Origin of the sequence: Streptomyces sp. NPDC020422 (assembly GCF_044386705.1) — a bacterium.
GTDB lineage: Bacteria > Actinomycetota > Actinomycetes > Streptomycetales > Streptomycetaceae > Streptomyces.
In genome coordinates, this window is the sequence record NZ_JBIRVJ010000012.1 from 38,884 (window position 1) to 62,162 (window position 23,279).

Annotated in this window: 12 protein-coding genes; all 12 read right to left on the reverse strand. The window is 70.2% G+C overall.

The window, feature by feature from the left end; genetic code table 11:
• Nucleotides 1-28 precede the first annotated feature (28 nt).
• The 12 genes from ACH414_RS29060 to ACH414_RS29115 all read right to left on the reverse strand — a co-directional run bounded on the left by ACH414_RS29060 (nucleotide 29) and on the right by ACH414_RS29115 (nucleotide 23,264).
• Entirely contained in the window at nucleotides 29-430 is a 402-nt protein-coding gene (locus ACH414_RS29060) for a hypothetical protein (RefSeq protein ID WP_398944011.1), read from the reverse strand.
• On the reverse strand, nucleotides 430-2,202 hold the full coding sequence (locus tag ACH414_RS29065; RefSeq protein ID WP_398944013.1) for a hypothetical protein: 1,773 nt from the start codon (nucleotides 2,200-2,202) through the stop codon (nucleotides 430-432). Before ACH414_RS29065 ends, ACH414_RS29060 begins: the two co-directional genes overlap by 1 nt.
• 509 nt (nucleotides 2,203-2,711) lie before the next feature.
• Entirely contained in the window at nucleotides 2,712-4,697 is a 1,986-nt protein-coding gene (locus tag ACH414_RS29070; protein ID WP_398944015.1) for a serine/threonine-protein kinase, read from the reverse strand.
• Nucleotides 4,698-5,219: 522 nt separating this feature from the next.
• Nucleotides 5,220-6,533: a TIGR02679 family protein gene (locus ACH414_RS29075; protein ID WP_398944017.1), complete on the reverse strand. Its 1,314-nt coding sequence runs from the start codon at nucleotides 6,531-6,533 to the stop codon at nucleotides 5,220-5,222.
• Nucleotides 6,530-10,663 (reverse strand): TIGR02680 family protein, encoded by a 4,134-nt coding sequence (locus tag ACH414_RS29080; RefSeq protein WP_398944019.1) that lies wholly within the window; start codon nucleotides 10,661-10,663, stop codon nucleotides 6,530-6,532. The genes ACH414_RS29075 and ACH414_RS29080 overlap by 4 nt, the downstream gene beginning before the upstream one ends.
• Nucleotides 10,660-11,961: a TIGR02678 family protein gene (locus ACH414_RS29085; protein ID WP_386570241.1), complete on the reverse strand. Its 1,302-nt coding sequence runs from the start codon at nucleotides 11,959-11,961 to the stop codon at nucleotides 10,660-10,662. Before ACH414_RS29085 ends, ACH414_RS29080 begins: the two co-directional genes overlap by 4 nt.
• Nucleotides 11,958-13,514 carry a TIGR02677 family protein gene (locus ACH414_RS29090; protein ID WP_367814125.1) on the reverse strand — a complete coding sequence of 519 codons (1,557 nt, stop codon included), beginning with the start codon at nucleotides 13,512-13,514 and terminating at the stop codon, nucleotides 11,958-11,960. Before ACH414_RS29090 ends, ACH414_RS29085 begins: the two co-directional genes overlap by 4 nt.
• A gap of 104 nt (nucleotides 13,515-13,618) precedes the next feature.
• Nucleotides 13,619-14,083, reverse strand: coding sequence for a hypothetical protein (locus tag ACH414_RS29095; RefSeq protein ID WP_398944021.1), 465 nt, complete (start codon nucleotides 14,081-14,083; stop codon nucleotides 13,619-13,621).
• Nucleotides 14,070-16,937 carry a pPIWI_RE module domain-containing protein gene (locus tag ACH414_RS29100; protein WP_398944023.1) on the reverse strand — a complete coding sequence of 956 codons (2,868 nt, stop codon included), beginning with the start codon at nucleotides 16,935-16,937 and terminating at the stop codon, nucleotides 14,070-14,072. The genes ACH414_RS29095 and ACH414_RS29100 overlap by 14 nt, the downstream gene beginning before the upstream one ends.
• Nucleotides 16,938-17,006: 69 nt before the next feature.
• Nucleotides 17,007-20,453 carry a signal recognition particle gene (locus ACH414_RS29105; protein ID WP_398944024.1) on the reverse strand — a complete coding sequence of 1,149 codons (3,447 nt, stop codon included), beginning with the start codon at nucleotides 20,451-20,453 and terminating at the stop codon, nucleotides 17,007-17,009.
• Nucleotides 20,446-21,642 carry an HU-CCDC81 and SPOR domain-containing protein gene (locus ACH414_RS29110; protein WP_097865988.1) on the reverse strand — a complete coding sequence of 399 codons (1,197 nt, stop codon included), beginning with the start codon at nucleotides 21,640-21,642 and terminating at the stop codon, nucleotides 20,446-20,448. The genes ACH414_RS29105 and ACH414_RS29110 overlap by 8 nt, the downstream gene beginning before the upstream one ends.
• The gene (locus tag ACH414_RS29115) at nucleotides 21,639-23,264 is read right to left on the reverse strand and encodes a PD-(D/E)XK nuclease family protein (RefSeq protein WP_398944026.1); all 1,626 of its coding nucleotides are present in this window, start codon (nucleotides 23,262-23,264) and stop codon (nucleotides 21,639-21,641) included. The genes ACH414_RS29110 and ACH414_RS29115 overlap by 4 nt, the downstream gene beginning before the upstream one ends.
• Nucleotides 23,265-23,279 lie beyond the last annotated feature (15 nt).

Here is a 23,279-nt window from a genome sequence, read left to right on the forward strand (position 1 = left end):
GATCGGGCGATGGATGCGCTCCCCAGCTTCAGGTCAGCAGCCCGCCGATGGCCGTGGCGAGGGCTTCTCCGCTCTGCTGGACAGCGGTCCCGAGGACAAGCGCGGGCAGTGCCTGTGCGATTCCCCTCAGCGTGTGCGCCTGCTCGGCCGGAGCCGCAAGTGAGTCGTCCGCAGTGCCCGCCATGGCTCTCAGAGCTTCCATGTGCTGCAGACCCGCCGCGTTGCGCTCCAGATCCACCCGGAACGCGACGAGGAGGGATCGTACGGCGTCGACGTCGGTGACCCCGTGGGCCGATGCAGCCTGGTGCACATGAGAAATGTTCTGCCCGACGACGTTCTGGAGTGGGGCGTTGTTGTTGCCGCCGATGCTGATGCCCGAGCCGTGCCCCGACTCGGGTGTGGGGTCAGGTCGACGTCGTCCAATGGCCATCACTTTCCTCCTTGGCTGGTAGAGCCCTGACCGATGTTGCTGTTGCCGTTACCGACGACGTTCTGGATCGGCGCGTTGTTGTCGCCGTAGATCTGGATGTTGTTGGTCACAGCAGCCACCTGCTGGTCGTAGGCTGTTGTGTCGATGCCCAGGTCCCGCAAGTAGGCAGCGACAGTGCGGAACACGCAGGTCTCCATGAGGACGACATGTCGCTTGGCGTCATCACTCTGATGCATGTCAGTGACTTCCTCAGTCGAGTACCGGTCCCGCAGGCTCACAGGATCCTCCTCCTCGGCCCGACCCTCGATGCTCTCTCCGAGCGCGATCCGGGCGACCAGGCGCCACAACGCCAAGGGGCCGGCTGCCGCGTCCAGGAGGGCTTGGGTCGTCACCCACCTGAGCAGCCGCACACCGCGCTTGCCGACGGGGGCTGCTGTCACCTTCAGTTCGTTGTAGAGCGGGGTCATGACGTGCGGCCGTACGGTGAGACGCAACTCGCCTGCCTCCAGGGCAGCGTGAACGAACACGCTGACCACAACCTGGCCGTCCCAGGTGATGCACTGCGCGCGCAGATAGAGTCGCGTCGGCTCGCTGGAGGGCGACTTACCACCCCGGCCAGTCAGGTCCGGCGCTTCCCCGTTCGCCTCCCGGGTCCGCTGTAGCCAGAGGTGAGCCGGCAACCCGAGAACTCGCTCCATGGAGAACCCTGGCAGCGGGTCCGTGATCTCCCGTTCACCCCGGCCCAGTTCGTCGAGTGCCGCACCCACGCGTCGCAGCAGTTCCGCCTCGCCGAAGGGCTTGACCGACTCCTCGGGGTCTACGGGTTTCAGAGGGATGTTGATGTGGGCGGCTCCCCAGAGATCGCGTCCGGCGCCGATGAAGTGCTGCGAGGCGTCATAGGGCAGCTGACGCCCCTCCTGCTCCTCCCTGATCTTCGCGAGCCTCCGGGTGGCCCTCGGCGCCGTCCACGGCAGCGCGTCATGGGAGACCCGCTTGCGACTCAGCACAGACAGAGCGGCCCTCGCCACCAACCGGTCCCCGACGTACACCACTGCCATCCCGGCAAGTAGGCCGGCCGGCACCGCGGCCAGCCCGAGCCTCACCTCCGGCGCCGGCTCGTACGGCACCAGCGCCAGCATCCACGGAGCGACGAGAGGCAGATACGCCAACCACGGGCGGCGGGCCAGCCGACTGTTGAGCTTCTTCTTGCGCTGCGCTCGAAACGCCGCCCACCTCATGGTGAGGGCGACCGCGACCGCGATTACCCAGATCGCCGTCGCCCACGAAGAGACATACCCGGCCGCTGTCAGGAGCAACAGGAAGCAAAGACGCCGTAGCCACCGCCCGCGACGTGCGCGCAGGCTGTGCGCCACCATAGGGACAAGATCGAACCCATACGACGGCACAGGCGCCGGCGGGCCGTTCAGCACATGGTCAATGACCCATTGTGCCGTCGGCTCGCCCAGCGGAGGGCAATCGTCACTGCCTTCCAGGTAAATGGGCCTGCGTGTACTACGCCGCGGCTTCTTCGGGGCCATGCTCTTGCCCCGAAACTTACGCCACCACGCCTTGAGCTCCTTCACTCGATCCGGCCGCGCATAGACCGCCTGGCACAGTAACCGCGTCACCTCGGTGACAGTCGGATCCACCTCCGCGGGACGAGGCGTGTCGGCCGTCCGGGCAGCCCGCTGGACGGGCACACCGGGCCACCCGTCCGTGCACGCCTCCTCCCGCTTCTTCTCCCGAGCTTTGGTGCCCCAGGCGATTCCCATGCCGCTTCCCCGTTCGCTCGTACGGCGGGCATCTTCACGACGAACGGCGGAAGCCGCCAGATCACAAAGGCGACATTGCGCGTAACAGGCCGCGAGGCAGGTAGATTGACCGAAACCTGATCAGGCAAGCCGGACGAAGCCATTCCATTTCGCAAAGGCACATGGCAGCGACCCAGGCCATCACAACGTCGACGGCTCACCGCAGGAATCACCACCAACTTCGTGATCTCCACGGCGGCAACCACCCGTAGCGCGTCCTCGCCACACCCGCGGACCCGATAGCCACCACGCCGGCCACCTAGCCGCCTCGCTGAGCACCGCGTCCCATGGGGAGCCATCTGGGAGCCGACCTACTCCCCGAGCCTCCGCCAGACCACGCCTCACCGAACCTCGATGCCAGCCCAGCGGGGTGCACTCGCTGGGCTGGCAGGCCCAAGGTCCTCCGATCGGATCGACAAACGTCGCGTTCGGTTGACTTCTGCCAGGTGCAACAACGACTTGGAGGGAGGTCAGCTCGTGCAGCTGCCGGCCGTGCCCCAGCGAAGGAACTCTGTATCTCCAGCGCCGTCGAGGATCGCCACGGCGTACTGGGCGTAGCCCCACTCCTGCCCCGCGCGAGATTCCGCGAGAACAGTCCGGCAGGCCACGCCGGCGGCGGCCTCTGCCCATTCCTCTCTTGTGCTCTGGTCCCACTCGGGCTTCGTGGCCCACACGTACATCACACCTTCGTGCGGAGCGAAGCCGATGCTGGTGTCCTCGTCGCTGATATAGCGGGGGTCTTCGAACAGCCGGGAGTTGGCGTTCCAGTCGACAAAGAGCTGGTGGACCGCCTCGGTTGCCACTCTGATTTCGCGCTTGTCGACGCTGGGGATCCGGGCCGCGGCCAGTCCTTCTTCGGTGGGGTGCCAACTCGGCTCCTGCCCGGGGTCGGCGGCGGTGCGGTCGATGGTCTGCGTGATACAGCCGGTGTTGGCGCGGAAGTCGTCCTCCCACACGATCGCCGGCGCCGTGGACGTGGTGTTGTCGACCAGGACGTACTCGTCGTACGGAAGGGACTTGTAGATGCCCGTCATCATGCGCAAGGTGAGGCAGGCGTTCTTGGCCACTCCCTGCACGACGCGTGACTCCACGGCCGGGCCGCTGATGGCTATGTAGAGCTCTCTCCGGGACGGGGCGTAGCCCACGTCGTACTGACCGCTGTAGTTGTACTCCTCGCCCATGCCGTAGCTGAGGTCGTGCCCGAGTGCGGCCTCGGTCTCGATCTCCGCTTCTCCTTTGGCACGACGAGCTGCACGCCACGTGGCGATCGTCGCCTCGTCCGGGTTCGCAGGAGGAGGGGATGACGCGGCTTCCGCCACAGCCTGGGAGCTTGCGGGCGAAGCGGAAGCCGGCATGGTGGCAGTCTTGCTGGGGGATGCGCTGGAGGGAGGACGGGAACTCGTCGAAGTCGTCTCCGTCTTGTCGGGCTGCAGGGCCAGCGCTCCGCCCGCCAGGCCACCTATGACAGTGCCCACCACCGCCGCGATGCCGACGAGTCGTCTGCTGGAACGGGCAGGACGACTCCAGTTCGGGTCGTCCAGAGCGGGGACGTCCCACTGGGCAGCGACGGGATCGCCCACCAGTGTCGGCTCCGCACCCGTCGGCGCGACCTGTGTGGCCTGTGCTGCGAGGAGGACGGCACATGTCTCGGCAGCGTCCCACGCGGTGGCTCGGTCCCGCGGCTCCTTGGCGAGAGCGCTGCGCACGATGGCGTGGAGTTCGCCAGGAAGGCCACGCAGATCAGGATCCTCGGACATGACCCGGTAGGCGACCGCGTCGGGGGCTCCCCCGCCGAAGGGCGCGCGACCGGTGGCTGCGAAGGCTATGAGGGCGCCCCAGACGAACATGTCGCCCTCGGGGCCCGTTGTACCGGTGCGGTAGTGCTCGGGGCTGATCCATCCTGGGGTTCCGGTCAGAATGCCGGTGCGCGTCACGGATGTGCCGTCGGCGGCATGGGCGATGCCGAAGTCCAGGACTCGGGGACCGACCGGGGTCAGGATGACGTTCTGCGGCTTGACGTCCCTGTGGACGACACCCGCGGCGTGGATGGCTGCGAGGGCCTGGGCTGTGCCCGTAGCAAAGGCGTAGAGGGTTCCACCGGCCAGCGGCCCGTGCGCGGCGATGTACCGATCGAGGGTGAGCCCTGGGGCATAGGCAGTGGCCAGCCACGGTGACGGTGCTTCGGCGTCAGCCGCGATCAGGGGTATGAGGCAGGGGCCCTGGACACGGGCGGAGAGCTGGACTTCTCGGCGGAAGCGCGCCCGGAACTCCGCGCCGTCCGCCTGGGCAGGGTGGACGACCTTGACCGCGACCCGCAGACCGGCGGCGTCGAGGCCGGCGAACACCGTGCCCATGCCCCCTGAGCCGAGGCGCCCGATGATCCGGTAGGGGCCGACGCGCTTGGGGTCACCGGGGTGGGCAACCAGCACCCGCCCACCAGAACGAGCACTGCTCACCGGGCTTCCGTTCTCCTTCAGACGTGCAGCAGGCCAAAGGCCGGACGCATGCCGGTACCTGAGAGCTGGATATTAGCCGCGCGTCGAGGTGATAGGCACTGCCTTCTCAGGCAATGGTCGGCAACGCTTCCTCATCGAGCGCACAAGAGCGAAACGGAGCCGACGAGGCTCGCTCGCCGTGCTCCGTCGCTTTCGCCGCAGCGCGTCTGTTCATCGGTGCGCCCCGCGGCCTGGCTCTCCCCGACAATCGACTGACGCCCCATCAGAACGAGCGTCAAAGGAACGACGCGAGCGTCATCTCAGCGTCAAGATATCGCCCGTAACGCCCACACGGCACCTACCGCGCACCCGCAAACCCCAGGTCACGCGTCCTTCTTCACCGGCTCCAGAATCGCCACGCACTCCACGTGATGCGTCATCGGAAAGATGTCACGCAAAACGGCAGTCGTCATAGCCGCAGGTCAGCACCGGTATACGGCTCCTCTGAGCGCCCCTTCGGTCGCTTGGAGCGTCAAATGAGCGTCACGAACAGCCAGCGGGGTGCTCCTGGCGAGCCGCAGCAGCGAGATCTTCCAACAGTGCATCGGCTACCAGCTCCTCGACCACGGCGATGTCGTGCTCCGCCATGGCTTCGGCCAACTCGGGATCCCACGGTGCTCCGGTGATGCGCCCCGGTCGAGGACCGTGCGCGTTGCGGACGATCGCGGATCGGTAGTCTGCCGCCGTCATGCGCCAGGGGTGCGCCCCTGTTTTCTCCATGACGTATGCGGCAATGCGGATGCCTTCGCCATCGAAGTCACCGTGGTAACGGAGAGCAGCGCCTTGGTCCGCGAGTAGGCGCAGGAGCTGGATAGCTGCGCTGTTGGGCCAGCCGGACGTGCAGACAAGCGGTGGGCAGTTGGAACCGAAGCGACGGAGGGCTAGAGCCAAGATGCTGGGGTTCTCCACGACGTGGACGATGGGTGGGGCAAGGGCGGCGGGCAGGGTCACCTCGCCCGGGTTCCTGACGTGGGCGAGGGTCAGGCTGGCGGCCTGGCCGGCCTCCGTGCACAGGCGGGCCACACGGGCGAGAAGGCCGTCGCCGCCGGGGCGCAGTCCGCCGGCGATGACGGTGGCGGACAGCTCGTCGTCGGCGACGCCAGCGCGGGACCACAGGGCGCGCCGTTCCGCTGCGGACTGCGGCGGAGCAATGTCGTACAGAGTCGCCAGGGCACGCAGGACGAGGGTGGAGACGGGTGCGCCGTCGTCGAGAGCGTGGGCGTGGCCGTTCAGGACTCGGGCGGCGAAGACGGGCAGGGGTTCGGCCTGGCCCGGTAGTTCGGCGAGCACCTTGAGCGTGTCGGTGAGGAGCGTACGGGTACGTTCCGCCGAGCCGCCGACCAATCCCGCGGCTCGACAGGACGCAGCCCAGTCGGCGAGCACCGGCTGCGCCCGTACCGTGTCGTGACCAGCCAGCCAGGCCCACAGACCGGCGCGTTCGTCCTCCTGGCGGCGGCGTTCACCGGCTCTGTCGCCGAGCGGGCCGATGAGTTCGGCGACGACTTCTCGTACTGTGCGGCCGGAGAGCTCGGTGACGGCCTCCTCCAGGCGGGCCAGGGCGACGGAGGGCCGGGGGTCCGGCAGGCGGTCCAGGCCGAGGAGGTCTGCGAGGGCTTCGCGCTGGGTCTCGTCCAGCAGTCCGAGGCGTACGCGTGTGACGGGGCGGCCGGAGGAGAGACGGTCGTGGACCGTTTGCCAGACGGGATGGAGTTCGGGGCGGCGAAGGGTCGCGTCACCCGACGCGAGATGCTCCCGAGAGGTCGTCCCGCCGGACACGGGGTGGTCTCGCAAGGTCATCCTTCCTCCATTCCGGTGCCGTTCCAGACGAAGCGCGCGCTGGTGACGGCGTCGTCTCCGTCGGTCAGGAGTTGGTGGACGGCGATGCCGGGCAGTTCCCTGTAGTTTCCCCACTCGTGGTCGGAGGTGATCATGAGGTCCAGGTCGAGTGCGGTGAGCAGGGCGAAGACCTGTCCGCGGTTGACGGTGTCGACGCCGACGAAGACCTCGTCGAGGAGGATCGGGCGGGGGGCCAGGGGCACGTCCTCGTAGTGGGCGGCGACGGCGGCGAACAGGGGCAGGTGCAGTGCGATGGCTTTCTCCCCGCCGGAGAGCGCGCCGTGCAGCCGCTTGGTCAGGGGCTGCCAGCCGCTCCCGTCCGCCCGGTCGAGGCGGACGGTGAAGGTGTGCCAGGCGGTGTAGTCGAGCACCTCGCCGAGGTGTTCCTCCCAGCTCGCGGCCGTGTCACTGCCCTTGGCCTCCTCGATGCGGGCGCGGAAGAAGGCGTGCAGGGCCTCCCGGTCGGACTCGGTGACCCGACCGGGGTCCTTCAGGAGCAGTTGGCGGGCGGTGCGGGTGCTGTCGGGGAGGTCCGGGCGGACGTCCCAGACAAGCTGGACGGCGACGTTGGAGGCGGTACGGACCCGTTCCAGGTGCCCGTTCATGTGCGCGACGAGTTCGCCGGCCCGGCGGATGCGGGCGGCGAGGTGGCGGCGGATGTCACCGGTGAGGATCTGGTCGAAGAGGCGCCGTTCGGCGGTGCTGATGTCGTCGCGGCTGCGGTCGCGCTCCTGGGTGAGCGCGGCGAGCAGACCGGTCGCCCCGACGCGGACGCCCTCCAGAGTGGCGGTGAAGAGCTGGACGTCGTCATCGGGCTCCAGCTCCAGGTCGGCGCGGACGCCGAGGTGGCGGCGGGCCTCGTGGACGGCTTCGGAGAGGCGGGTGGCGGCGTCGCCGAGGTGGCGCGGGGCGTGCGGGACCTGGGGCCACCGTGCCGCCATGGCGCGCGCGGCCTCCAGAGTGGCCTTGGTGCCGTCCCCGGCGTCGAGTTCGGGTACGACGCCCGCGTCCTCGGCCAGACCCACCAGGCACAGGTGCCGGAACCGCCGCGCCGCGCCGTCGCGGGCCTCGGCTGCCTTCTCCTGCCGGTCGGCGTCCTGGCCACTGGTGGCCCTCAGCTCTCCGATGCGGCCTTCCAGGCCCAGGAGGAGCTCGGCTGCCTGGCGGGCTTCCTTGCCGCAGCGGATCCGCTCGGCACGGGTCTCCGCAACGCGCGCGACGATCTGCCGGTAGTCCGCGCCGACCGTCTCCTCCACCGCCTTCAGGCGTGCCGTCATACCAGACGCCTTCGCTTCCGCAGCGGCCGCGTCGGCGGTCTGCTTCTCCGCGCGAAGGCGTGACCGGTCCGCCCGTGCGGCCGTCTCACCAGCCCTTTCAGCGGCCGCGATCGCGTCGATGCGGGCGTCCGTCCAGGCATCGGCGAGGTCGCGGAAGCTCTCCACGTCGCGGCCGAGTTCGCGCAGCCGGTCGCGGTCCGTGGGCAGTCCGTATTCGGCGGCCCTGCGGCTCAGCGTGCGCAGCGCGCCGGCCACGTCACCCTCGCGTGCGGCCAGATGCTCGGTCGCGTCACGCACGGCGTCGTCCCGGGCGGCCACCTTCTCCTCGGCCCGGTCCCAGCCCCGTCGGCAGGCGTCGAGTTCCCGGTGGTCGGGCCGGGCGGTGCGGTCCTCCGCCAGCCGAGCGGCGCGGGCTCCGAGTTCCCGCAGCCGGTCGGCGAGGGTGGCCAGGGAGGCGTCCTTCTCGGCGATCAGCTCGGTCAGTTCGGCGATCTCACGCTGCTTGGCCCGCTGCCGGGCGAGGGCTCCGATGTGGGCGGGCTCCGGCTTGCTCCAGGAACCCGTGGCCGGCGCGAGGCGCCAGGCGCCGTCGGAGGAGACTGCCGCAGGGTGACCGCCGGGCAGGGTGGTGCCGTACGCGATGCCGGCGAGGATGCGGGTCACCGTGCCGGCCGGTACGGGAATGTCCTCCTCGGGCCTCAGCACGTCCAGCAGGCTGGAGCCGGGGGCGGTCGTGGCGAGGCCGACCTCGACACGGGTGTCGTGCCCAGGAAGGGTGAGCCCTTCGGATGCGCTCACCCATGCGTCCAGGAGGCCCGACGCCTCCAGTGCCGCTTCCACCCCGGCCTGTACGGGGAGCGGGACGTCCTCGTGGAAGGCGATCAGCCGCCACAGCGGCGCGCCCGCCGCAGCCGTGCGGACGGTGGTGCGGGTGGGTGGAGCGACGGGCTGGAGATCGGTCTCGCCGCTGAGCTTGCGCCTCCGCGCGTCGAGCAGGTCACGTTCCTGCTCCAACCCCTGTTGCGCCGTGCGGACTCCGGCCCGCTCCGTGGTGATCTCCTGGTCCAGCGGTCGTGCGACCGTTTCGACCAGCTCGCGCACGTCTGCCTCGACGGCCGCCCTGGCGGCCAGTTCATCGAGGTCGGGGATGCGCAGCTCCGTGCAGTCCCGGGCCCAGGCGAGCAGCCGCTCCGCCTGGGCTGCCAGGGCTTCGTCCCAGGCGGCGGCGGTCGTGTCGCGGTGGGTGATCGCGTCCGCGAGCCGGGTTCGGGCCTCGTCCAGCAGGCCCTCGGCGGTACCCCGGTCGCGTACCGCCCGGTCGTGGGCGTCGATCGCGTCGGTGATGTCGGCGACCTGCTGCCGTCGGGCGGTGACCGCGCCCCGGAGCAGTCGGCGGGCGGCGGTGCCAGGAGCATCGGACCGCCTGCTCCCCGTCCTGACCGGGGTGTTCGCCGACTCGTTGCCGAGGGGCTTCACCTCCCCTTCCGCGTCCAGCATCGTCTTCACCTCGTGGTGAATGGACTCCATGCCTGCGGCCCGGGCCGAGCGGTGTGCCTCGTCCGCAGTCGCGCGGGCGTGTTCGTCGCGCGAGCGGGCGTGTCCCGCGACCTCGTCGGCGTGCTTCCGGTCCTCCTCCGCCTCGGCCTCGGCGGACCGGGCGGCGGTACGCAGCTCCGCGGCGGCCGCGACCTGTTCCTCGGTGCCGCGGCGGAGCCGGTCGAGCTCCTCCCCCTTCTGGTAGGCGTCGCTCTCCCGAAGCCCTTCGACGATCTCGTCCAAGGCGTGCGCCCGCAGTTCCAGCTCCTCGCGCAGGGCCAGGGTGGAGGCGCGCTCCTCGCACGCCTTCTCGTACTCCTCGGCGCTGACGCGGGCGTTCCGGGTGAGGTCGTCCATCTCGGTGGTCGCAGAGATCAGCGCTGCCGCGCCGGCCCGCAGGACCCGACGGGCGTAGGCGCGCTGCCGGGAGGCGACGTTCTCGGTGGCCGTCACCTCGGCGTCGAGCCGGTCGAGGTGGTCCCGCTGTCGGTCCAGGCGCTCGAAGCCCTCGGCGAGCTCGGTGATCTCTCCTTCGCCGAGCGGGGGCAGGGCGCGGGACAGCAGGGTGGACAGGAGGGAGGGGTCGAGCCGTTCGGACAGCTTGGGCTGGCGGAGCTGGAGCAAGGCGGAGAGCAGGGACTCGTACCGCTGCTCGCCCATGCCCGCGAAGAGTTCGCGCCGCACAGTGGCGCGGTAGTCGTTGGCTGCCGGATGTACCTCGCCGCGGTCGCGCAGGGCTTCGGTGAGGGCCGCCTTGGTCAGGGGCTGTCCGGTGTCGTTGACGAGGTGAACCCCGTCGGGGTAGGCAATCCGGGCGGTGGTGGTGAAGTAGTCGGCGTGCGCCGTGGTGGTGTGCACGCTCGCGTGCAGGCGGGCTCCGCAGCCGAACCAGTGCTCGGTGCCGTCGTCTCCGACGCGGCGGAACTCCATCCACACATACCCAACACGGGTCTTTCCGGACGCTCCCTGGCCGAGCAGGTTCCAGTGCATCGTGCGCTCCGAACCGCCGAACGTGGAGAGGCGGTTGGGGCGGAGGCTGGCGTCGAAGAGGAAGGGGAGCAGCAGTTCCAGGGCCTTGGACTTGCCGGTGCCGTTCTGACCGCGCAGCAGCAGGCGACCCTGGTGGAAGGTGAAGGTCTCGTCGTAGTAGCGCCAGACGTTGAGGATGCCCGCGCGATGGGGCTGCCAGCGTCCGCGGCCGGTGTCCGCCTCGTGAACGGGTGACGGTTCGATGGTCTCCTCGGGCCGTCGCTGGAGGGGGAGTTCCGTCACGCTCACTGCTTGTCTCCTTCTCCGACGCTGCCGGCGGTGGTCACGGCTAGCGGATCGTTCTTCGGGGCTGGGCCGGTGGTCTCCGTCAGGCGGTAGCGGTACGCGGCCGGTCGCGCGACGACACGGTCTCGGGCCCTGCCTGCCAGGCCGACGTCGAGCAGGATCCGTACGGCGTCGTCGGCAAGGCGGGCCGGGCCTTCCTCCGACTGGTACGCCTTGGCCCAGCCCGGGAAGCGGCGCAGCAGCTCCGCTCCGGCTTCGGCCAGCTGCTCGGGCAGCAGGCCCGCGGGCGTGGCGCAGAGCGGTGCGAGGAGGAGCAGCGCGGCGACTCGGGCTGTGGAGCTGTCGTCGGGGAAGCGGACGTCGGTGGCGATGGCGTCCGGGTCGACGAGTAGAAAGCCCTCCGCCCGTTCCTCCAGGAGGAAACCGGCCTGTTCGACAGAGCGGCGCAGGATCTGGCGTCCGGTCAAAGAGGTGACGTAAGCGAGCTCGTCGTCGGCGAGATCGGCCCGGTAGAGCACGGGGTCGTCGAAGAGGCGGCGCAGCACCGAGTGGCGCAGCCTCAGGTTGCGCTGGGCGTCCGTGATCGCGGTGGTCTCGGCGTGCGTGTCGTCGGCAGAAGCGCCTCCGTAGCGGCGCTCCCTGACCAGGCCGACAAGGAGGTCCTCGAACCGCGCGGGCACCTCCTCCGGAGGCACGGCGAGCCGGGAGGCGCCGACCGGTGCGGCGGGCAGCCGCATGAGCAGCGTGTTGTCCACGCGGTAGAGGACCTTCGCCTCCGCGGAGTCGACGTACGTCTCGGTCGTGCCGTCCACCACACGCAGTACGTCGTACGACTCCAGCAGCTTCAGGACGTCGACGAACGCCATGCGCTCCGGCCGGTGGACCGGGTCGAACCCCGCCAGCGCGCGGTCGGCCGCCATGGCCTGGACGACGCGGTCGGCGAGCATGCCGATGGTCGTCATCGGCATCGACAGCAGCTCCGCGGCGGCCACGCACAGCAGGACGTACCGTCGGCGGTCGAACGGGGCCCGGCCGGAACGCGCCCGGCGAGCGGGGCGGGAGCCGTCGGGGTTGACGCGGACCTTGGTGAGGCGGGCGTAGCCCCGGCGGGGCTCCACGACCAGATTCCAGCCGCAGGTGTAGTCGAACCAACGAGTCAGCGGGTCACGGCGGCGGCGCACCAGATCGAAACCGGTCGGGTCGGCTGCCTCTGTGAGCAGCGGGCGGGCCAGAAGGAGGCGGATGGCACGGGCGACCTCCTCCCGTTCCGCGGAGGCCAGTTGGTTGGCGAGGGTGCTCATCCTGCGGCCTCCTGCCCCGTGGCGGCGCGGACTGCCGGGAAGGAGATCGCCCCACCCACGGCCGTGACGTGGATGACGTAGTCCGGTCCTGCCATCGTCCCCTGCACGGTACGCAGTACGGCGGTGCGCCCGTCGGGGGGCGGCGACAGCGCCACCTCCACCCGGCCGTCGCCGGTCGTGGCCCGTCGCCGGCCACCCGCGTCCGGCCGGGCGGCCAGCGCCCGGCCCAGCAGATCGAGGAGACGGTCGAAGGCCGCGGGGTCGAGGGTGCTGAAAGAGGAGAGCCGTACCGGGCCGTCCGTCTCCAGCGCCTGCCAGGCGCGTGCCAGCTCCGCTCGCTCCGCCCGGGCCCGCTCGGCGCGTTCCGCCCTGACCGCCGCAACGTCCCGCACCGTGGCCGTACGAGTGAAGCGTTCGGTCCGTCCGCTGGTCCTCAGCAGGGCCGACACCTGTACCGGCGGCGCCTCGGACCAGGAGTGGGACGAGGGGATCAGCTCCGGGTCCGGGTGGGCGAGGTGGGCATGGCGGGCCGGGCCGAGGCCGAAGGCGGCCGACCACAGCCGGTGCAGGTCCTCCTCGTCGGGAGCCGCAGCGAACCAGCGCGCGAGCTCGCGGAAGTCCTGTACGGCGCTGGAGGGGCGGCGCCGGGACTCGTTGATCCGCTCCAGCACCTGCAGGAGGGAGACGATGGCGCGCCGGGCGATGTCGTGCAGCTGCTCGATCCGGGGGCGCGCCCCGTCGCCCGGCAGGAACCAGGCCCTCAGCCCCGCCCAGCGCGCCCGCCGGCTCTCCAGCCAGCCGGCTGCCGGGTCCTCTCCCGGGGTCGGAGGCAGCTCGGCACCGCGCAGGGCCCGCTCACGCAGCACCGCGATGCCCCGCTCCTCCACGCGGGCCACGGCGGCGGCCACCGTCTCGCCGCGCCGGTCGAGATTGACCAGGAACTCCTGGAGATACGCGACGGTGGCGGCCTTCACCTCACGGAACACGTCCAGATCCACTCCTTCGGTGCGAAGGAGCCTCTGCAACTGGCCGTTGAAGGCCTTGGTGTTCTCCACCAGGCCCTCCAGATGACCCTCCAGCTCCCGCAGGGTGCTGAAGATCCGTCGGTCGGCCGCGGCAGGCTCGCCGGACAGCACGGTCAGCTCGTCGAGCCGGTCGGCGATCGCCTCCAGCACCGCGGTCTGCAGCGCCCCTGTGGAGGCCAGCACCTCCAGGGCGTGTCGCACCCCGGCGAGCGCGGCCTCGCCCCGACGGGTCAGCGAGTAGTGCAGGTTGCGCCGCTCGTACTCCTCGGCCGTGCGGTAGTTCTGGGCGTGGTTGTGAACCACGTCGAGGAGTTCCCACTTCACCAGCCGTTTCAGCGTCTCGTGCAGTTCCTCGTCCTCGAGGTCCGAGACCCAGCCGACCGCACGCAGCCGCTCCCGTACGCCGTCGAGCCCGAGCGCGGTCTCCAGGTGCTCGCCGGCCACCCCGAAAGCCTCGAGCACGGCCCCGTTCAAGTCGGCCGTCTCCCCCGTGGTGAACCGGAACATCTCCGGCGGAACCCTGCGCATGCTGGTACATCCCCTCCGCCGCCACCCCTGCGGCACTGCGATCTCCACGGTAGGGGGCGGCCCCGGGTCCCGGCCTCGGTTTGCTGTCATCGTTGTGATAGCTGTCATGACGAGGCCTGCTCCGTGCTTTCGAACGGGTAGGCAAGGCTCTGCGCACTTCGGATGCCGGAGACCAGCACGTTGCCACTTGTCCGGTAGGGCAGGTGCTTCAGTGGCTCCAGGATGATCCGCACGGTGCCCGGCACCGTTCCGGCGAGGAGATCCCTCTCCCTGGTGAGCAGGCGTACTCCGGAATCTCCGAGGTCCTCAGCGTTCTGCACGATCTCAGAGAGGCCTTGGAGCGGATCGCTGGACAGATTGCCGTCGCAGTCCCGGGTCCGGTCGAAGGCGTGACGGATTATCCTGGGCAGGCCCTCGAACAGCCCGCCCAGATGTGCGACGGCCACTGCCGTCGCCGCGCCTCCCTTCGATTCCGGTACGTCGACCGCGTCCCGCATCTCCTCCTGAGCGAGGAGCAGTTCGGCGGACTGAACGGCCTGTTCCACCGCCTCCGTACTACACGTCGCCATGTGCCTGGTCCTCACTGTCCTCGTCCGTGTCGAAGTCAAAGGTGAGCTGCCCGGACCCGTCTCCGGGGACGGGCACCGCCGTCGGGTCCACCGCCTCCTCCTCGTCGTGCGGCAGCGCGTACTCGTCCGCGAGCCGTGCGAGGTGGAGAACGAGCGGCAGGCCGAGCACGTCCCGGTAGTCGTCCTTGCAGATGCGCTGTTGGTGGACGAACGCGGCCCATGCCTCGGGGTCGTCGCCGGGCTGAAGGCAGGCCAGGGTGAGCTCCAGTAGCTCGGGGTTCCACGCGTTCACCGTCGGCCGGTGGGCGCTCCGGCCGGCGGGGTTGACGTGAGGGGTCAGCTTCGCGTCGTCGTTCGTCAACTTCGTCTGCGTGCTCGCCTTGTCCGCCGTGCTGTAGAAGACGCGGCCGGGGGCTCCGGGCTCGTCGGGCACCCACAGTCCCATGCCGAAGCCGCCCCGCTGTTGCCCGGCCAGCTCTTCCTCGCGCTCCTCCCGTTCCGCCCACCACTGGGGCGTCTCGTCACGGCCGCTGTCAGCGACCCTGACGACCCGGAGGTGCTTGCCGTAGAGACCGATTCGCTGCGCGGGGCCCCCGTCGAGGCCGATCCGATCCACCTCGAGCCCGCCGTTGGTGAGCCACGGCCAGCGCTTGCGCACGTCTTGTGCGTGGGACAGGACCAGGGTCGGCGTGCCGCGCAGACTCGCCAGGGTCCTCCTGATGAAGGCAGCCGTGACTGCCGACTGCTGCGCCGAGGTCCTCAGGTCATTCCCCCGCACTCGTCCGGTCAGGATCCGGAGCAGGTCCGGGTAGGGCATCCACTCGGAGGTGTCCGCGGTCCGTCCGAGGACACACGGTGCGTCCGGCCGGAGCAGCACGGCGATCGGGGTGAACTGTGCCCTGCCCGTGGGACCGTCGACCCGGCGCTCGACCAGATGGAAGGCCACCTGGTTCAGACCGGAAGGGATGCGATCGCCGAGAGTGTGCTGGGGCACCAGGCGCATCCCGGTCTGACGAAGGCCGTCCGCCCAGGCCGCTTCGGCCCGCAAGGCAGCGTCCTTCTCGGCGTCAGCCGTGTCCATTGCAGTGTCCAGGGGGCGGATGAACTGGGTGACCAAGCCTGCGTCCGCGCACCCGAGCCGGATCGCGTACTTGGGGTCGGTACGCCTCGCGGGACCTTGGAACGCTTCGCTTCCTTCCAGCTCGACAAGGGCGATCCGAGCCCCGGGCACCTGCTCCCTCAGGCGGGTCATCGCCTCGGCGACCCGTCCGCGCCGCTCACGGATGGCCTGGTCGTGTTCCTGTCCCGCGCGCGGCGGCCGGTCCTCCGCTCCGAGCGGGGATCCCAGCTCGCCCAGGGGGTGGGCGTGGAGCCGCACGGTGAGCTCCTCGGCCTCCCACACCCATGTCTCCGGTCCTCGTTCACGCCGAAACTCTGTGAGTCCGAGCGCGCTCTCGGCGGTGGCGACGAGCCTGTCCCGCTGGTCGTCGGTCTGGTGAACCAGGAAGCCGACGAGATCGGTGCCGTCCAGCGTCGCGGCGAGCGCCGCACGCCGCACCCGCGCGTTGTCCGCCGCGGTCCGTTCCGTCCGTTCCAGGAGGGCGGCGAGCTCTTCGGCGGTGGCGCTCTTTGGCATGGAGGGCCGCTTCGTGAGCTGTCTGACAGGCGGGCGACCGTACCGGCTGCGCTGGAGCTTCGGGGCGGGGACGAACTCGGGGGCCAGCGCTTGCTCGGCCCACTCGATGAGACGGCGGCGTTCGCTGGGCATCAGTCCGGTCCCGATGGGGTGTCTGCCCATGGCGGCCTGGTGGCCGACCGCCAGCCTGATGCCGTCCTTCCCGTCCCCGATCCAGTGGTCGGCCTCCTTGACCAGTCGATCCACCGACGGGAGCCCGTCGAGCGCGGCGACGGCGGCGAGCATGCCACTGGGGCCGCCCTGCCTCCAATCCGTGGTTCCGTTGCGCCACTGCAGCATGGCAACCGAGAGTCGCCGGGACACCGGTGCGTCCGGCACGAGCGAGATCTCTGGCAGTAGGTAGACCGAGACCCCCTTGCGGAAGGGCATCCAGACCTTTCCGGTGACGAACCGGCGGATTCCCGCGCTGAGGTGAATCCGAGGAACCGGCGAGAACGGGACGGTGCGCACGCCGACGCGGAGGGTGGCCGCGTAGTACGACGGCTTGCGCTCGCCGCCCCTACCCGCGGGTCGGTATTCGATCGGCGGCCACGACATCAGTTCCGCGCTGCTGCTTCCGGCGTCGTACCCGCCGCCGGCGCCGGCGACCTGGTGGAAGGTGAGTTGCCGGCCTCCGTGCTCGTAGGCACCCTGACGTGCGATGCGTGCGGCCAGTTCGTCGGGGAGCAGTCGGTACACCAGACGGGTGGGCTTGGCGGTGCCACCGGGAGAAGGCTGTTGTTCGAGCAGGTCGATGGTGTCTGCGCGCCAGGTCAGGCTTCCGGTGTCCAGCTCGCGGAAGCACTCCGCGAGCAGACGCCGTGCGTCCGGATCATCGGGATGGCGGGGGAGGTTTCTGAGCCAGGTGGCGGCGTAGAGGTTGGTCACCGGGGTGGGAAACGGCTCGGTGCAGTAGAGCCAGGGGGAGTCCGTTCCGAAGGTGGCGTTGGACGCCACGGTGACGACGTCCGGGGCGGTGGTGCGGATCAGCTGGTTGATCTCCCGGGTGGGGATGCGGCGTGGGCCGTGCCATCGGCCTTCCGGCCGGCCATGGTCACGCAGCTGGCCGAGCGGCTCCTCCCAGTGAGCGGGCAGCGAGAGGGTGTGCCGTAGGACGGGGAAAGTTCCCTGTGCCGGGTCAGGCATGTACGAGGCGGTCCGTACGTGCTGGTACGCCATCTTGTGAGTCTCCTCAGATCGGAGGAAGGTGCGGGAACGGGTGCTGGGTGCGGGCGGGCAGCCGCGGTCTCAGCCCATGTCGACGAGGGCGCGGTAGAGCGGCTCGTACAGCTCGCGGACGAGCGACTTGTCGATCGGAGAGGGTTCCGGCGGAGCTTCGGCACCTTGAGCGACGATGCCGGGCTCGTCGAAGTAGGGGGCCAGCACGGCGCGCATGCTCGCCAGCAGGCTGGTGTCCGGGGTGTCGACAGCCTCGAATCCCGCCTCGCGGGGTGAGAAGGCGGCGTCCACGAAGGCCACCCTGGCAGGCACACCGCCACGTACGAGGCGGCCGATCACCTGCCACATCACGACCAGCTGGTCCCAGGTGAAGGCGACCTTCTCGTCGTCCCGGAGACTGGACCAGGCCATTCGGCGGGTGAGGTACCGGTTCCACTGGCGGCGGGCGCGACTACGGAACCCGATGGCGGCCTGGTGCGGCGTGGCAGCCGCGAGCGTCGCCTGTGTGAAGACCCTTCCGGTGTCCCGGAGCTGGCGTACCGCCCAATCGTTGATCGACTGGATGGCGAGGGCGATGTCGTCGGGCCGCGGGTGGGGCCGGGCGAGGAAGTAGACGCTGCCGATCGCGGCCTTGCCCGTGCTCAGCACGATGTTGTGCCCTCGTTCCACCGCGAGCAGCGGCGCGATCAGGAGTTCGCCGCCGATCTTCGCGAAGGAGTGCACGTCACCTCGGGTGAGGGTGCGCACCGCGGGGTCCTCCGGCAGCCGGGCCCAGGCGGTGTCGGCGTCCGCGTCGTCCGAGACGAGCTGGACGACACGGCCGTTCCACTCGGGGATCCCGTTGAGGTACTCGGCCGCGCGCCGCGCCTCGTCGTAGCTGCCGACGAGGAGCAGGATGCGGCGTCGATCCTGGTCGGGGATCTCGTCCAGCTCGGTGTCGAGCATGCTGGACGCGCCGGGCAGGCTGCGGTCAGGAACCGCGAGCTGCCGGAGCATCTCGACGAGCGCCTGGGGCCGCTCCTTCGGGGGGCAGCCCGACAGCCGCAGGGGCCGCGGCCCTTCGCTGCCCGGCCAGTGGAGGAACTCCTTGCGGAACTCGGTGCCGAGGACGGCCTCGACCTCCTCGTCCCGCGGGCGAAGCACGGCTCCCACATCGGCGTGCAGGTGGTACCGGCTGGAAGTGCCGGCCCAGCTGGTCGCGGACATGAGCAGAACGTGGGGGGCGGGTCGACTGTCCACCCGACACAGGTCGCCCATTCGCATGAGGAGTTCGCGCCCCACACCGTTGCAGTGGAAGAAGCGCAGCTCACCGCTGCGGTCACCGTCGCGCTCCGAGTCCGTGAGGCGAAACTGGAAGCCGAGGACGTTGCCCATCGGTGATTCGGGGATGACCGCCTCGTAGTCCTTCGGAGGTCTGCGGGAGAGGACGTTCGACGCGTTCTCCAGGTGGAGTGCGGCCTCGACGCGCGGCCACAGGATGGTCATGAAGTCGAGTCGGCTGTGGAGCGCGGCGAGGAGCAGGGTGAACTCGAAGCGTCGGGCCTGTACGTCGATCCGGTCGAGGACTCCGGAGTCGTGGCCCACGACAGCAGTGAGGGTGGAGCGGAGCCGTTCCCGGGTGCGGGCGCCCTGGGGGGCGTGGAGCAGTTCGAGGGCCAGGTGGACGAAGGTGTTGACCAGGGGGGTCACCTGGTCGCCGTCACCAGTGCTCTCGTGCTCGTGGAGGGGGTCGTCCCGGAACCGCAGCAACGCCTCGTCCAGCAGCCGTGCCGCCGGCGGTGGTTGGTCGCCCGCGTCCCGTCCGGGGAACCAGCTGTCGATCAGCAGGTTGTGCAGGGTGAACGCGCTGAAGTAGTCGACGCTGATCCACTGCCGCAGCTCCCCGTCCTTGACCAGGAGCGAATAGAGCCGGTCGGTGGCGGCGCTCACGGTGTTGACGGCGTTCGTCCAGTCGTCGACGTCGCGTTCGGACAGCTGGAGCCGCCCGTCTCGGGCCATCTGCTGGAACTTGTGGACGGCGACCTCGTCGAACCATGAGTTCGGGTAGGTGCCGACGAGGGTGCTGGCCGGAGCGAACACGGTGTCGAGCTGCATCTGCACGCGGTCCGCCTCGTCGACGATGATCAGGTCGCTGAGTCGGCAGGCGAGTTCCAGGTAACGGATCTGCTCGTCGTGCTGGTGCTGGGGCACGGAGCTGTGCACCAGCCCGGCGGGGGTCGCAACCCAGACGCGGGCATCGACGAGGTCCCGGGCGCCGCGATGTCTCGGACAGCGGTTCCACAGCGGGCACAGCTTCCGCTGGGGCTTGGGGCGCGACCTTCGGCCGGCCGGGTTCTCCGCTTCGACCAGTGGATCGTCCGGGGTCTCTTCCTGGTCCACAGCGGGGTACAGCCCGAGGCACGGGGCTTCCCTGATACCGAGGGGCCTGCGTGCCTCCATGCCGCGCAGCACGTCCACGGGGCAGGCACTGCTCAGGTATGCGAAGCCGGGGTGGTCGTGTCCCAGCATGGTGTCGGCGCCCGCCACCGCGGTGCGGCGGTGCAGGCGTCCGATGTTCCGCTCTCGCGTGGAGTGGCCGAGGATGGGTGCCGCCGCTACCCCGAGCCGCTTGAACAGCTCCACGACGGCCAGGGTTTCGGCGACGTCGCCGACGACCAGGGTGACACGGCGCGACGTCCGGGTGACCAGGTGGTAGGTGAGGATGTCACGGAGGGTCGACTTGCCCGCACCGACCATGCCGACCAGGTGGAGCAGCTGGTCGATCCTGAGGCGCTCGCCCCGCGTGAACCGACCGAGGGCCTCGTCCCGGACGAGTAACCGGACACGGCTCAGTCGACCGCGCCATCCGCTTCGGGAGCCACCGATGACCTCCTCCTTCGCGTCCATGGCTGCGGCCGCCGACTCGAGTTCTTCCCAGGTCACGTCCACGGGTTCCCCGCGCCCGGCGGGTGCCGCGTCGAGGGCGTGCGACCTGGGGAGGGCGCCGAGCAGCAGGTCGTCGGTGATCTCGACCGAGTGGAGCCGGTCCTGGGCCCGGAAGGTGTGCTCGCCCGACCCAGCGAGCGGAACACGGCGGGTCGCGAACTCGGGTCCTGTGGTGAGCAGCCCTTCGAACACCTCGAAACGACGCGCTGCCCGGGCGGGTACGCGTTGACGCGGGACCGCGTCGACGCTTTCGAGGTCGTATCCGCGCAGCTGCTGCGGCACGCGTAGGTACGACTCCAGCGCTTCAGACCAAGCGTGTCCGCGTCTGAGGACCCACAGGTGGTGGCGGGCGCGCAGGATGCGCAGCCGCTGTTCGTCGGAGCGGACGTCCCCGAGCGCTTCGCTGTGGGGGTATCCGCCGAGGAGGGGCCACACGTCGAGTGCGGCGCGCGTGGGCGCCACGCTCTGCAGCAGATAGAGGCCCAGTTCGACGTCGAGGAGATCGGCGACCCGGAACGCACCGAGGTCATCCGGCCATACATCGGTGAGCTGGCGGGAGCAGCGACGGTGCCAGCTGCTGCGATCACGCATGGTGGTCTCCTTGGCGGCGAGGGGATCCGGCGGCTTCCGTCCGGTCGGCGATCTGCTCGGCCACGAGACGCAGGAAGGTCCGGTCGTCGAGCAGGGTGATGTTCCCTGCCAGATCTTCGGGAAGATTTCGGCGGAACTGTCGTCCGTACGCCTCGTTCTCGCGGAATCGATAGCGGGGCACGACCAGGAAGGCTCGGTCGAAGGGCGGGTCGGCCCGGAAGCGGGTGAGTGTGCGTGCGAGCAAAACCGGGTTCACCCGGTCCTTGACGTCCACGGCCCAGTACCCGCCTCCCGGCAGCGGGACGCGCAAGTCGTACGCGTCGAACTGGGGCCACATCTCGGCGTCGATGCCGAAGCGTCTCTTGAGGGTTGACCCGATGTCGTTCTCTGCCAGGCCCGGACTGGTGACGAACATCCGCAGGGGGCGGCTGAGCTGGTGGAGCCCGCTGCGGTCGGGACGTACCGGAACGGGGACAGCCGCGGTGGCGTCACGGCGGCAGCGGTCCAGCTCGCAGCGGTGACCTCCGCCGGGCAGTGGCACCATCAGGCAGCGGCAGCGTCCGCACTGCTGGTACCCGCCGTCGCGTCGATAGGTCGCAGGGACGGGTTCGTAGCACTGTCTGATGACGTGGTGGAGCAGGAGTCCGCACTCCGGGTCCCCGCCGAGCAGGGCGAGCTCCGCGCCGGTGAGTACGGGCCGGGTGGTCAGCAGGGACCGGAAGGCGGTGTACGCCGCAGGATCGCCTGCTGCCCGGCATACGGTGAGTGCCTCCAGCATGCGCTGGTTCTCGAAGATCTCCGCGGCGGGGTCCGCCGCATCCACCTCCCACTCGAGGCAGAGCTGGTGCGGCAGTCTCGTCTGGGGATCCACGAGCGTGCCAGCGGCCCCACGGGCTTCGGGAGGCAGGTCCAGCGGCCAGCCCGTCAGCGGTCGTTCGCAGGCCCAGCGCACCATCTCGGGAATGCTGCCCGGCGGTTCGACTCCGTGTCGCAGGCAGTGCAGGACGAGTCGGTTGTAGGCGTTCTGGACCTGGGCCGGATAGATCGGGTGGGGCACGCCGCGCTGCCGGGACAGACGGACCAGCGCACTGGCGATCTCCCGGAGCAGGGGTTCGTCCGAGCCCGCGGACGGTCGGGAGACCAGGCCGGATCGGGCTGCCCCGGAGTTCGGTGGGGTCTGGGTGATCATGCCTTCTCCTCCGCGTCGGCAGGGGCTTGGGCGCTCGGGCACCACCGCGAGACCGGGCACTGGTGGCAGTGCCCGCCCGGCCGTGCCTCCCACGCACGGTCCTCCCGCCAGGGGCCGGCGTACCGTTGGAGCACCGCTCGCGCCTTGGCCAGGCGCTCCGCGTCCATCGGGTCGATGACGTGGGGGTCGGATCCATCGGGACGGAGGACCTCCAGTTCCACCCTCGATCCGGAGGGGTCACCGCCCAGCTCCCCCTGGGCAAGCAGGACGACGGCCAGGGCGAGCTGCGGATACGCGTCCAACGGATCCTTGCCGATGCGGGCAGGAGTGCGGGTGGTCTTGAGCTCCCGCCATACCCAGGAACCGTCCTCCCTGTAGAGCAGGTCGGGTTTGGCCACGACCAGCGCCTGGGCCGCCGTGTCGTGAAACACCCGGGTCGGTTCGCATTCGACCCGCTCGATGGCCTCGGGGAGCTGGAAGGGGCACGAGTCCACATGCTGCAGGAGCATGGCGCGGCCCGTCTCCGCCTCCTCGTCCGGGACCCTCCACCGGCCGGCGGTCCAGTTCTCCCCCGGCGGGGGCATGTCGCCGCGCGTGCAGGGAATGGGGCCGGTGCGGCGGTGGAGCGCCTCGACCCAACCGTGCACGGCCTGGCCGAGCTTGGCCGCGTCGCTGTACTCGCCTGTTTTCGGCAGGTGCAGGGAGCGCAGCAGGGACTGCGCAGGGCAGGCGGCGTGGTACCTGAGGTCGCTGATGGACACCTTCCGCAGCGGTAACCGGCGGGAGGGCAGTGCCAGTACCCCCGGAGACCGGGGCACCGCCTCACACCCGGTGAACTGCTTGCAGTCGAAGCAGGCCGCCCCGGGGCGCTCCGGACCGCCCCTGACCACATTCCTCACGTGGGGGCCGCCGTGCGCCTCGTAGTACGCCTTGGCCTCCTCCGCAGTTCCGTCGAACTGAACGGTCCGCGACCCGTCGCCCAGGCCGATCTCGATGATCCTGACCCTCGCGACGGGCCCGGGAGAGCCGTGGATCACGAACTCCTGGTTCCAGCGGCGCGGCCACGCCGCGTCGGCTCCGAACGCCGCGGTGTACGCGGCGACCGCGATCTCACCCCGGCTCGACGCACGGGCGTCCCCGTGTCTCAGCCGCCGGTACTCGCGCACCGTGCCGTCGGCCGACTGGTAGCGGCGCCACCATGCGTAGAGCTCCCAGCGCCGACCATTGTCCTTGCGCACCGCCCAGTACGGCTGGACGGGCACGAAGGCGTCCGGCCCCTGGCTCGTGTACTGCCGCACCGCGTGCTCCACGTAGGTCCGGTGCCCCTCGTGCAGAGCAGGCCGGTGGCCGGACAGGGCTCCGAGCGCCTCGTCCACCGTGGCGCCGCCGAACTCGATCCGGTCCAGTGCCGCGCACACGGGACCGAGCGTGAAGGTCTCGTGCTCTTCCTGGGGAAGCTGCGACGGCACCCGCGCCCGAAGTCCTGGCCGGGCCTTCGCCGCGTCGCGGGCCAGGCAGACGTGCGGCTCGTCCGCTCCCCCTCCTGTGCCCGGCCCGATCCGGACCGGCCCCTCGTCCCCCGTCATCCACTGCGGCACACGCCACGGCACATCGCACGTCATGTCGTTCCCCCTCCC

Coding starts and splice junctions, on each gene's coding strand:
- ACH414_RS29060 (WP_398944011.1), bottom strand. CDS start 430: ATGGCCATTGGACGACGTCGACCTGACCCCACACCCGAGTCGGGGCAC.
- ACH414_RS29110 (WP_097865988.1), bottom strand. CDS start 21,642: ATGATCACCCAGACCCCACCGAACTCCGGGGCAGCCCGATCCGGCCTG.
- ACH414_RS29075 (WP_398944017.1), bottom strand. CDS start 6,533: ATGACCTTGCGAGACCACCCCGTGTCCGGCGGGACGACCTCTCGGGAG.
- ACH414_RS29115 (WP_398944026.1), bottom strand. CDS start 23,264: ATGACGTGCGATGTGCCGTGGCGTGTGCCGCAGTGGATGACGGGGGAC.
- ACH414_RS29100 (WP_398944023.1), bottom strand. CDS start 16,937: ATGGCGTACCAGCACGTACGGACCGCCTCGTACATGCCTGACCCGGCA.
- ACH414_RS29095 (WP_398944021.1), bottom strand. CDS start 14,083: ATGGCGACGTGTAGTACGGAGGCGGTGGAACAGGCCGTTCAGTCCGCC.
- ACH414_RS29105 (WP_398944024.1), bottom strand. CDS start 20,453: ATGCGTGATCGCAGCAGCTGGCACCGTCGCTGCTCCCGCCAGCTCACC.
- ACH414_RS29065 (WP_398944013.1), bottom strand. CDS start 2,202: ATGGGAATCGCCTGGGGCACCAAAGCTCGGGAGAAGAAGCGGGAGGAG.
- ACH414_RS29085 (WP_386570241.1), bottom strand. CDS start 11,961: ATGAGCACCCTCGCCAACCAACTGGCCTCCGCGGAACGGGAGGAGGTC.
- ACH414_RS29090 (WP_367814125.1), bottom strand. CDS start 13,514: ATGCGCAGGGTTCCGCCGGAGATGTTCCGGTTCACCACGGGGGAGACG.